This window comes from uncultured Paenibacillus sp., from assembly GCF_963515335.1.
Taxonomy (GTDB): Bacteria; Bacillota; Bacilli; order Paenibacillales; family Paenibacillaceae; genus Paenibacillus_I.
This window is the reverse complement of the sequence record NZ_CAUPYC010000006.1, coordinates 115,518-127,134: the sequence shown is the minus strand read 5'-3', so window position 1 is coordinate 127,134 and position 11,617 is coordinate 115,518. Positions and strand designations below refer to the sequence as shown.

General features: G+C 56.9%; 8 protein-coding genes. 1 reads left to right on the top strand and 7 read right to left on the bottom strand.

Annotation, left to right across the window (positions count from 1 at the left end; translation table 11 throughout):
- Positions 1-399: 399 nt before the first annotated feature.
- From mutY to RWM61_RS04045, 4 genes are all read right to left on the bottom strand, one after another.
- Positions 400-1,815, bottom strand: coding sequence for an A/G-specific adenine glycosylase (gene mutY / locus RWM61_RS04060; RefSeq protein WP_399537859.1), 1,416 nt, complete (start codon positions 1,813-1,815; stop codon positions 400-402).
- On the bottom strand, positions 1,805-2,725 hold the full coding sequence (locus tag RWM61_RS04055) for an AraC family transcriptional regulator (protein WP_313997656.1): 921 nt from the start codon (positions 2,723-2,725) through the stop codon (positions 1,805-1,807). The genes mutY and RWM61_RS04055 overlap by 11 nt, the downstream gene beginning before the upstream one ends.
- Positions 2,726-2,820: 95 nt before the next feature.
- On the bottom strand, positions 2,821-3,249 hold the full coding sequence (gene acpS / locus RWM61_RS04050; protein WP_313997654.1) for a holo-ACP synthase: 429 nt from the start codon (positions 3,247-3,249) through the stop codon (positions 2,821-2,823).
- 154 nt (positions 3,250-3,403) lie between these two features.
- On the bottom strand, positions 3,404-3,727 hold the full coding sequence (locus tag RWM61_RS04045) for a hypothetical protein (protein ID WP_313997652.1): 324 nt from the start codon (positions 3,725-3,727) through the stop codon (positions 3,404-3,406).
- 191 nt (positions 3,728-3,918) lie between these two features.
- Here RWM61_RS04045 and RWM61_RS04040 point away from each other — a divergent pair, with 191 nt between their 5' ends.
- Entirely contained in the window at positions 3,919-4,707 is a 789-nt protein-coding gene (locus RWM61_RS04040) for an SDR family NAD(P)-dependent oxidoreductase (protein ID WP_313997651.1), read from the top strand.
- 51 nt (positions 4,708-4,758) lie between these two features.
- Here RWM61_RS04040 and RWM61_RS20215 read toward each other — a convergent pair whose 3' ends face one another.
- Genes RWM61_RS20215 through RWM61_RS04020 form a run of 3 tightly spaced genes read right to left on the bottom strand, consistent with a single transcriptional unit; the run spans position 4,759 to position 11,581 of the window.
- On the bottom strand, positions 4,759-6,981 hold the full coding sequence (locus RWM61_RS20215) for a response regulator (RefSeq protein ID WP_399537855.1): 2,223 nt from the start codon (positions 6,979-6,981) through the stop codon (positions 4,759-4,761).
- A gap of 51 nt (positions 6,982-7,032) precedes the next feature.
- Positions 7,033-7,884, bottom strand: coding sequence for a protein-glutamate O-methyltransferase CheR (locus RWM61_RS04025; RefSeq protein WP_313997649.1), 852 nt, complete (start codon positions 7,882-7,884; stop codon positions 7,033-7,035).
- Between the two features lie 7 nt (positions 7,885-7,891).
- A complete protein-coding gene (locus RWM61_RS04020; RefSeq protein ID WP_313997647.1) occupies positions 7,892-11,581 on the bottom strand; it encodes a response regulator in 3,690 nt (1,229 codons plus the stop codon).
- Positions 11,582-11,617 lie beyond the last annotated feature (36 nt).

Sequence of the window (11,617 nt, the reverse complement as noted above, 5' to 3'; positions counted from 1 at the left end):
CCCCGCCCAACGGACAAAACCCGCCACTTTTTTTCCCCGTTTCCCCCGTTTTGCCCCCAACACCGCAAAAACCGCCCCGTTTTGGGCCCCAAAAATCCGGATTTTATCCGAAAACCTTGAATTAAGGTGTACTTTTTGCACCTTGATATCTGGTCGCCGCAGTCAAAGCTAAACCAGGTGCAGAAAATGCACCTTATTGCTTTGCGCGTTGCTGAACGGCATCTTATGGAGTATGTTAGTCAACTGCCGCCGGCGCGTAATCCCCAAAGTATCGCTCGTCCACCGAAATAATGACATCTCTATTCTATTCAGACTGACCTCGAAAAAGCTCAATCCGGTTAACGTCGCGACCTCATTCCGAGCGCTTTAACGCCGGATTCCGCCACTATGCCTAAAGCCTCAGCCCTTCTCTTCCCAATAAGCATTGAGAATGCGCAGAAACACGTTCGGAAAAGCCAGCTCCTTCATGTGCTCCGGACCGATCCAGCGGTAGCCGTTCGGCAACTGCCCATCGGAGGCAGCTTCGCCGTAACCGGACGGCGATACCGCCTTATCCGTCGAGCCCGCCTCGCCGGGCGACGGCAACCGGCCCGAAGCCGGCAGTCTGCCGGGCGGCGATACGCGGTACACGCCCATCGTCTCGGCCGCCGCGGCCGTTTCCGGCATGGCGGACTCGGGGAGCATGAAGCCGAAGTCCGCCGCGTATACCTTCACATCCCAACGGATGTGGCTGAACACATGCTCCGCTTCCATCCACATCCGCCTCGGCCGAATGATCAGCCGCTCTTCTGCCGCAAGCAAGCGGCCGAGCAAGGCCATTCGCGCTTCCTCACCGGCCCCGCCATGTGCCGCGCCTCTCGCCGTGCCGCCAGCCGCGCTATTCGCCATGCCGCCGGCAGCACCACTCATCGTGCCGCCAGCCGCAACCTCCGCCTCTTCCTGCGCCCGCACATGCGGCAGCTCCCACATGAGCGCGAGCAGACCCGTATCGGGACGCCGGCGCACGAGCACCTGCCCTTCCCGCTCCCCCGTTCCTTCAATCAGCGCGGCGAGCCGCAGCTCCGGCCGCGGCGGCTTCGCCTTCGACTTGAGCGGCAGCTCCGCCTCCCGGCCCGCGGCCCGGCCGGAGCAGCGCTCCATGACCGGGCACAGCAGACAGCCGGGCGATTTCGGCGTGCATATGAGCGCGCCGAGCTCCATAATCGCCTGATTGAAATCGCCGGCGGCTCCGTCAGGTATTAGCGAGGCGGCAAGCCGCTCTATACCGGACCTTGTGGACGGCTTGGCGATATCCTCTTCCAGCAGGAAATAACGGGACAATACGCGCATCACATTGCCGTCCACGGCGGGCTCCGGGCGGTCGAAGGCAATGCTGAGAATGGCCCCGGACGTATAAGGCCCGACGCCCTTCAACCCGGACACCGCAGCTTTGTCATTCGGAACGACTCCGCCGTGCAGCTGAACGACCTGCCGCGCGCCGGCCTGCAAATTGCGCGCGCGCGAATAATATCCGAGCCCCTCCCAGCACTTGAGGACGTCCGCCTCCGGCGCCTCCGCAAGCGACTGCAGAGTCGGAAACCGTTCGATGAAACGCCGGAAATAAGGAATCACCGTATCGACGCGCGTTTGCTGAAGCATGATTTCCGACACCCATATCCGGTAAGGATCCTTGTTCTCGCGCCAAGGCAGCCGCCGTTTATTGGCCCGGTACCAGGCCAGCAGCTCACGGCTGAAATGTCCCGACGCTTCCGGGTTCTCCGCCCGCGGGCCGTTCCCGTTCTTCTTGCCGGCATTTCGTCCGCCGTCAAGCTTCACTATCCGCTCCTCCTTCGTTGCCGATGCAAACCGCCTTCGCGATACCGTCGGCGTCCGGCAGCGAATATACCGCTTTGCCGTCCGTCCGCGTATACAGCTGGCGGTATCTTTTGGGCGAAATGCCCGTATGCTGTTTAAATAAGCGGGACAGGTAATGGTTCTGCATACCGACCGCCGAAGCCACCTCCGCCACTGAACGGTTCGTCTCCGCCAGCAGCTTTTTGGCCGTCTCCAGACGGCGGTTGTTGACATATTGGATCGGCGAGACGCCGATTATATTTTTGAACAGGCCGATGAAATAGTTGGGGTGCAAATAAGCTACCCTCGCCAAATCTTCCAGCAGAATGTTCCGGTCCAAATGCGTATCGATATAGTTCAACACGGCCGAGAGCTTGACGAACATCTCCATGTTGTCAAGCGATTCTTCCTCTATGTCGCATTTATCGAGATAGACGGCAAGCATTTCCCACAGCACCGCTTTCACGCGCAGTCCGCGTGTGATCGAACGGCCGTTGAACGCTTCGACCATTTTTTCAAACAGTGCGCGCGCCTTTTCCCTATCATCGGCCTCAACCATTGTAGGCAAATGCAGCAGATCGAACAATTCAATATCTCCCAGGTTGGCCCGGAAATGGCACCAGTAAAGCTCAAGCGGCTGATCGCCGATGACGCCGTAGGATTGCTCCGAGCCTGCCGGCACCAAATGCAGCCGGCCCGGCTTCGTCTCCACGTATTTGCCGCCCAGCTCCAGCCACCCGTTGCCCTTGGTAACGAGAATCAGGCGAAAAAAATCCGGCTTCAGGCCTGATACCCGAACACCCGGCTGCATGGTGCTGAAGGCGGTCATCATAACCTCGGCATTCATATTCTGTAAATGATGTTCGATGATGGTCCGGTAATTTCGCTCCATAGCCGCTCCTAAGGTACAATGAATTGATGTGAATGATATTAATCTTTATTATACCTTTTGGGTTAACAAATATAAAAGCGCCGTAACATAAAAATTTACTTAAAATTCGGTTTTCCCGCCTCAGCCTCCATCACCGCCACCGCGAACGCCGACGCGATCGAACGCTCGTGCGTGATGGACACGTGCACCGTCAGCTTCTCCCCGGACATCCCCAACCGCATCCCCAACCTTTCAAGCGATCCGGGTGAAAGCGTGCAGCAGGGCTTCCCGGCCCCGTCCGGCAACAGCTCGATGTCCGCGAAGCCGACCGCCGCCCCAATGCCGCAGCCGAGCGCTTTGACGACCGCTTCCTTGGCCGCAAACCGGCCGGCCGTGAACTCGGCCAGCTTGCCGCCCTTCAACTGCGCGCGTCCATATTCCGCCCGCGTCAATATCCGCTGAAGAAAGCGGTCGCCCGTTCCTTGCGCCAGCAGCTTGCGGACCCGTTCGATCTCGACCAAATCATGCCCTACCCCGATAATCATCCTTGAACCGCCTTCCGATACAGCTTCTCCGCTATCACGTATTATACTGAAAGCGGCGCGTGACTCCAAGCTCCGGCGACAGGCCGGCCACTTAGCGGCGGAAACCGAAAGTCCGGCGCTAAACAAAAAAGGGACGCCTGCGCGTCCCGCTCGCTTAATGCGTTACCAGAGAATCAAGCTGCTCGCCCGTCATGTCACCGTCCAGCACCATCGATACCGGAATGTCGTTTCTGCCCGGTTTGACGAACGATCCTGACCGCAGGTAGTAACCGTTCTCCCTGGCCTTTGAATAGAAGCTGCAAAGCGTGCCCGTTTTGCGGACGGCTTCCTCCTCGGTCGGGTAGGCGCCGAGCATATTGCCCGTACCCAGCGGGTTCTTTGTGCTACGGATGCTGACTTGATATGACAACCCGTCTTCCTCCAACTTCTTAACGATCAGCTCGACATCGAAGCAAGGACTTTGATAGACGACCGTCATGGCCAATCACCGCCTTCTGCACATTGAGTTTTGGTGTTGCGTACCAGTTATTACACGGATGCGGGTTCGCTAAAACAAAGTTTGCCAAACCGCACGCCGCTGGTTCACGCGCATTCCCGGAAGGGTAAAAACGATTACGGGCAATACCCCGATGCAGCAAATTAATATAGATACGGGAGCGGAGGAATACAATGGCGGAGCGTGTTAATGGGAAGGTGGCTTTCATTACGGGCGCAGGCTCGGGGATCGGAAAGGCCGCGGCGGAGCTGTTGGCAAAGGAAGGCGCCAAGGTGGCATTGATCGGATTAACGGAGGACAAGCTTAGGCAGGTTGAGAAAAAAATAACCGGCGACGGAGGAGAAGCGTTTGCCTTCCAGGCGGATATCGCCAGCGAGGAGGACGTCAAGGCGGCTTACGAAAAGGTGCTGCAACGATGGGGACGGCTTGATATCGCGTTCGCCAACGCCGGCATCAACGGTACGGTGGGGCCGATCGAGACGATGGCTTGCGAGGAGTGGAACCGGACGGTTCAGACGAACCTCACAGGCACCTTCCTCACCGTTAAGCATGCGATTCCGTCCATGAAGGATAAAGGCGGCAGCATCATCATTACGAGTTCGATTAACGGCAACAGGGTGTTCACGAGCTTCGGCATGAGCGCATACAGTACGACGAAGGCCGGACAGGTCGCATATATGAAAATGGCCGCTCTCGAACTTGCCCGATACCGTATCCGCGTCAACGCGGTATGTCCTGGAGCGATCGAGACGAATATCGACGCAAGCACAGAGAAAAAGCCGAAGCTCGAGGAAATTACCATTCCCGTCGAGATGCCGCCCGAGGGGGAGCATCCGCTTCGGCGGGCGCCGGGCACAGCTTCCCAGGTAGCGAAGCTTGTCCTTTTCCTGGCATCCGACGAATCCGATCATATATCGGGCACCGAAATCTATGTCGACGGCGCCGAGTCTCTCATTCATTGAGACGACGGGACGGCCTTCTGCTGTCGTACCAATAAACAGCCTGCCCTGGAATTACAGGGTAGGCTGGTTTGTTTCGCTCGCGTGAGCGTCGATATAACGATTGACCAATGTCCGAAGAGCCTCCATGCGGAACGGCTTGCTGATGAAATCCGACATGCCGATCGCCAGGCACTTCTCTTTATCTTCCGGCAGCACGTTTGCCGTCATGGCGACGACGGGCGGGCAATCCTCCTTCGGAAGGCGCTCGAACAAAAGACGCGCCGCTTCGATACCGTCCATCACGGGCATTTGCATATCCATCAATACGAGGTCGTAGCGGTTAACCGCCAGCATCGCGAGCGCTTCCCGTCCGTTCTCGGCAATGTCCGCGCGAAGCCCAAGCTTCTCAAGCATGCGAAGCGCCAGCTTCCGGTTCACTTCATTGTCCTCCGCAACCAGAACACGACCCTTGACTCCCGGGAGAAGCCCGGGGCGCGCCGCGGACCTGTCGGCCTTCACCGGCGATAAAGAAGACGCCTCCGGGTCTCGCATGCCGTCCTCCGCACGGACATCCGCCGCCCGGTCGGCCGGACCGTCTCCGCATGCCGCCGTTTCCTCCGTGGAAGAAAGAAAATCGGAGAACGAGACCGGTTGGTCCGGCGCCGGTCCGAACCGTTCCGCTTCGGGAACCGGTTCGGCAGAAAGCAAATGTTTCGCGCGTATTGTGAAAACAAAGGCGGCACCCTGCTTGCGCGCCGTGTCCACGCTGATCGTGCCGCCCATCAGCTCGATCAGATTTTTGCAAATGGCGAGCCCAAGACCCGTTCCCCCATATTTGCGGGACATCGATGAATCCAGCTGCGAAAAAGGCTGAAACAGCAGCGGAAGCTTCTCTTCCGGAATGCCCACGCCCGTATCCTCCACCCTGAACATGATGTCCAGGCGGCTGCCATAGTCATGAAGCAGCTTGACATCGACCCGAATGCTGCCCTCGCTCGTAAATTTCACGGCATTGCCGACCAGGTTGATCAGCACCTGGCGCAGCTTCGTAACGTCGCTTACGATCGGCTTCTCCAGCATCGGATCGATCGCGAAGCTCATATCCAGGTTTTGCTTTTTCGTTTTGACCGTAAACAGGTCGAACGTCTCGCCGATGCAATCGGCCAGCTCGAACGGCACTTCCTCGATTTCCATTTTGCCCGATTCGATCTTCGAGTAATCCAGAATATCGTTAATGACCGACAGCAGCGCCTCGCCGCTCTTGCCGATAATCTCAACGTATTCCTTCTGCTCCTCGCTCATGTCCGTTTCAAGCAGCAGCGCCGACATCCCGATAACGCCGTTCATCGGCGTGCGGATTTCGTGGCTGACCATCGCCAGAAAATCCGTTTTCGCCCGGGCCGCAATTTCCGCAGCCTCTTTCGCTTCCATCAGTTCGCGCTCGAACAACTTCTGCTCCGTAACATCGCTGATCGTGCAGGCGAATATCCGCTCGCTGTCAACGACAGCCACACCGATCTGAATCTCGGCGAAAAACGTCGTTCCGTCGCTGCGCACCGGCACCACTTCCATGAGGCGGCCGCCCTCCCGATTGCTTTCGGACCCGTTGGCGACGGCCATCATATCGATGCCCGCGAGAGCCGGAACGAGCATGGCGATCGGCTTGTCCAGCACGTCCTCCTCCGTATACGCGAACATCTGCTCCAATGCCGGATTGACGGTCATAATCCGCCCTTCTTCATCAAAGGTGATCATCGTATCGATGGAGGTTTCCCGGATAACACGAGCCTGCGCCTCCGTCTTGGTGAGCTGGTAGGCCGTTCTCAACAGCTCTTTATTCATTTTCTCGAGCTCTCTCGTCTTCTGCTGCAACAGCTCCGTCTGCAGCTGCAGCTTCTTGTTGCTGATATACATATTGACGAAACCCTCGATCTTGGTGCGCAGAATCTGCGGCACAAACGGCTTGGTCATGTAATCGATCGCCCCTGCCGCATAACCGGTATGGAAATGCTCCGTCTCCTTGCTGGTAGCGGTAATGAACATAATCGGGATTTCCTTCGTTCTCTCCCGCGCTTTAATAAGCTTGGCGGTTTCGAAACCGTCCATACCGGGCATTTGCACATCGAGCACGATTACCGCGAAGTCATCCTTAAGCAAATAGCGCAGCGCTTCCTCGCCCGACATGCATTTGACGAGGTTGTAATTCATATCGCCGAGCACCGCTTCGAGCGCCAGCAAATTATCCGGATGGTCGTCGACCAGCAGGATATTTATAGGACCTTCGAAGGTTATCATCAGACATACGCCTGCCTTTCTTTCATGCGCTGCGGCATGCGGCGGCCGCCGTCAACGGATTTTGCGGTACAGCCGGTTAACGGAGTCGAGCTCCTCGAACTTGTCGGCGTGCTTGGTGAACGTAATCGACTCTTTCGTGCCGAGAGCAAGAATACCGAACGTGCTGAGGCTGTCGTAGAGCAGCCCGTGCACATGATCCTGCAGCGTTTTGTTGAAATAAATCATGACGTTGCGGCAAAAGATGACATTGAATTCGTTGAACGAGCCGTCCGTCACGAGATTGTGCTGGCCGAATACGATATTTTTCTTCAGATAGGAGTGAAAGATGACCGAATCGTATTTGGCCGTATAATAATGCGAGAACGACTCTCTTCCTCCCGCCTCCATATAATTTCGGGTATAGAGCTTCATACGCTCCATCGGGAAGACGCCTTCCTTCGCCGCTGCAAGCACGTCGCCGTTGGCATCCGTGGCGTAAATGCGCGACTTGTCATACAACCCTTCCTCATGCAGCAGAATGGCCATCGAGTATGCTTCCTCGCCCGTTGAACAGCCGGCGTGCCAAATCCGGATAAAAGGGTAGGTGCGCAGCATCGGCACGACCAGCTTGCGGAAGGCGTAAAACGCCTGCGGGTCGCGGAACATCTCGGTCACGTGGATGGTCATGTCGGACAGCAGCCTTTCCATGCAGGAACGGTCGTGAATGACACGCTCCGTCAGGCCGGATACCGTCTGCAGTCGTTCCGAGTGGACTCGGTGCCATATTCGCCTGCGAACCGACGCAAAAGCATAATTGCGAAAATCGTAGCCGTAAATGCGGAAGAGCGCCTCAAGCAGCAGCTCGATCTCCACTTTCTCGCGTTCATCCGCATCGGGAACGCTGTCGGGAACCGACTCATTCATCCTGTCTTTATTGATACAACCACACCCTCATTAAGGAAAGCAATTGCTCCGTATGAACGGGCTTGGCGATATAGTCGGAAGCGCCGGCTTCGATGCACTTGTCGCGGTCGTCCTTCATCGCCTTCGCGGTGATCGCGATGATCGGCAGCTTTTGGTATTCCGGCCGCCGGCGAATCGCTTGCATCGTTTCGTAACCGTCCATATCCGGCATCATGATATCCATTATTATCATATCAAAATTCGGCGATTGCTCCAGCAGCTCCAGCGCCTCCCGGCCGTTCTCGGCGAACGTGATGTTCATCCGGTAGCCTTCCAGAACGCTTGACAAGGCAAAAACGTTGCGGATGTCGTCATCGACGATCATAATATTTTTCCCCTCGAAAATGCCCTCCATGCTGTGAAGCTTGCGAAGCATATTCCGCTTGTCCTCCGGAAGATTCGCCTCCACGCGGTGAAGGAAAAGCGTCGTTTCATCCAGCAGCCGCTCCGGCGACCTGACATCCTTGATGATGATCGTGCCCGCGAATTTCTTCAGCCGGAGCTCTTCCTTCTTATCCAGCTCGCGGCCGGTATAGACGATAATCGGCAGCTCCTGCAGCTCCTCGTCCTTGCGAATCGTGTCAAGCAGCTCGAACCCTGAAATATCGGGAAGGCCGAGATCCAGCACCATGCAGTCGTAATGCAGGTTCCTGAGCTCCTTGAGCGCGTCTTTTCCTGTCGATACCGCCGTGATCAGCACGTCGTCATGTCCGATCAGCTCGACGATGCTCGTCCGCTGAGCCGGATCGTCCTCGACCACGAGCAGCCGTTTCATATCGCGCTCGATGAACGATTCGATCTGGGTGAATACGTCCTCCAGCTTATCCTTGGAGGACGGTTTCTTGATGTAAGCCAGCGCCCCCATGGAAAGGCCTTGCTGAATGTCGTCGACGACGGATATGACATGGACCGGAATATGGCGCGTATCCGAATGGTGCTTCAATTGGTTGAGCACGGACCAGCCGTCCATGACCGGCAGCTGGATGTCGAGCAGGATGGCGTCGGGCCGGTGTGTACGGGCGTACGCCAATCCGTTGTCGCCCTGCAGCGCCACGATTCCCTTGAAGCCCCGCGAACGGGCGATGTCCAGCAGCACCTTGGCGAAGTTTACATCATCTTCAATGATCAGCACCACTTTGTCGCCCGGCTTGATTAGCTCAACATCGTCGTGAATCATGGTACCTGCGTCCGCGCCCCCTGCGGCTGTGGAGAGCGGAATTTCGAAGGACGGCGTCGTCAGCAGCGCGCTCTCGATCACATCATTCGTCAGGCCGCTCGAACCGGGAACCAAAGCCTCGAACCGTTCCGGCGATTCCGTAGCGACATGGAATTCCGGAACGTAGAACGTGAATGCGCTGCCTTTGCCTTCTTCGCTTTCGAGCCGGATTCCGCCCCCGAGCAGCGCCGCCAGTTCGCGGCTGATCGCAAGCCCCAGGCCGGTGCCGCCATATATGCGGCTGGTCGTGCCGTCCACCTGCTGGAAAGCTTCGAATATGAGCTTCTGCTTGTCCTCCGGTATGCCGATTCCCGTGTCTTTCACTTCAAAGGCAATGACGCCGGACAGCTCGTCCGGCAAGTCGAATTCATCCGGCGCCGCCCTGCGGATCGTCAATTCCACCTTCCCTTTCTCCGTGAACTTGAACGCGTTGGACAGCAAATTTTTCAACACCTGCTTCACCCGGTGGCTGTCCGTATACATCTCCTCCGGCAGCCCGTCTTCCAGGCGGGTTGCGAATTGGATGCCTTTCTGCATGGCGACCGGATCGAAATTGCGCTTGATGTACAGCTCCAGCTGGCTGATCGGAACGTGCTCGGTTACGACCTCCATTTTGCCTGCGCTGATTTTGGAAAGATCGAGAATCTCGTCGATCAGCTTCAGCAAGTCGCTGCCGGAGCCATAAATCGTTGAAACGAATTCAACCTGCTTCGGCGTCAGATTGCCTTCCTTGTTGTCCATCAGCATCTGGGACAGAATCAGGAGGCTGTTCAGCGGCGTCCGAAGCTCATGGGACATGTTGGCCAAAAATTCCGATTTGTATTTGGACGACAGGGCCAATTGCACCGTTTGGCGTTCCAGTGCGAGCCTCGATTTCTCGATCTCCCGGTTCTTCTGCTCGGTCTGTTTCATCTGAAGCTCGAGCAGGTGGGTTTTCCGCAGCAGTTCGTCGTTCGTCTGCTCCAGTTCTTCCTGCTGGCTCTGCAGCACTTCTTCGGATTTCTTCAGCTGCTTCGTCTGCTCCTCCAGCCGTTCGTTCGAGCGGCGCAGCGCTTCCTGCTGGGAAATGAGCTCCTCGGACTGCACCTGCAGCTCTTCCGTGAGCGCCTGCGATTCCTTCAGCAGCTCCTGCACGCGCATGCGCCCGAACAGGCTGTTCAATACGATGCCCAAATTTTCCGCAAGAAGGCACACGAATTCCATCTGCCTTTGGCCGATCGGGGCCAGATGCGCCAACTCGAACACGCCGACGACGTGATCGCGGTATTTCACCGGACAAAGAAGCAAATATTTCGGCTTGCTCTCTCCCGTGCCCGAACGGATGCGAATGTAATCTTCAGGGATATCCGCCAGCTCGATCGATTTTCCGCTAGCCGCGCACTGGCCGACCAGCCCTTCACCGAACACGAACGCACGCTCGGCATCGGCTTCTCCCTCGTGCGCATATCCGCTCTGCAGCTTCAGGCGAGGCTGCTCGCCGAGTCCTTCCCTGACATACAGCGCGCCGTAGCTGGCGCCGACAAGCGGAGCCAGCTTCTCCATGAACGTGGAGGCCAGCTTATCGAGATCCGTATCATTCTGCAGCTCGACGGCAATTTCCGCCAGGTTCGTTTTGATCCAGTTATCTTCTTCAATCTGTGCCTTATAGGCCTGCTCAGCGGCGGTTCGACGCTCGAGATCGTCGGCCAGCAGATTGAACGTTCTGCCGACATCGCCGAATTCGTCCTTGCGCAGCTGACGAACCCTGGCGCCGGGGTCGATCGTTCCGCTGGCAAACCCGCGGATCATGACGGACAGGCTCTGCAGCCCCTGCGTAATGCTCCACATATTCCAGTAGAGCGCAAGGAACGCGAGCAGCAGCCCGAGTCCGGCCGTCACCGCGAGCATGTTGAACGTTTCGCGGTTGTCGGCAAACATGGCCGTAAACGTGCCCTCCATATTGCGGTTGTAATAGTCGGTCAAATAATCGACGCTCCTGATCAGATCGTCCGCAAGGCGAAGGCCTTCGTTCTCCCGCAACACACGAGCCTCATCGCCCTTTCCGGCCTCGACGAGTTGAATGATCCGGTCTCTATATTGAATAAAAGGACGGCCCGCTTCGATCATATCCTGCATGATGAGCCGCTCTTCTTCGGTTGTAAACGATTCATTCAATTCCGTAAGCGCTTTGACCGCCGCTTGATAGGAAGCATCCATCTCCCGGCGGTTCACCAGCAGATTCGCTTGCGACGGCACCGTCGCGATATTGGTCAAACGCTTGGAGAGATTGTTGATCTCGCCGCGCAGCTCGTAAGCCTTGACCAGCTTCCGGTACCGGTCCTCGTACAGGTATTCGACGTTGTCGTTCGCTTTGTTTAGGTTGCCGATTCCGAGCCCCGACAATAAAATAATAAGAGCTATCAATATTCCCGAACCGATCAGCAGCTTCGACCTGATTTTCATGCCCTTTAACCCTCACCCATCACCTTATTTATTATA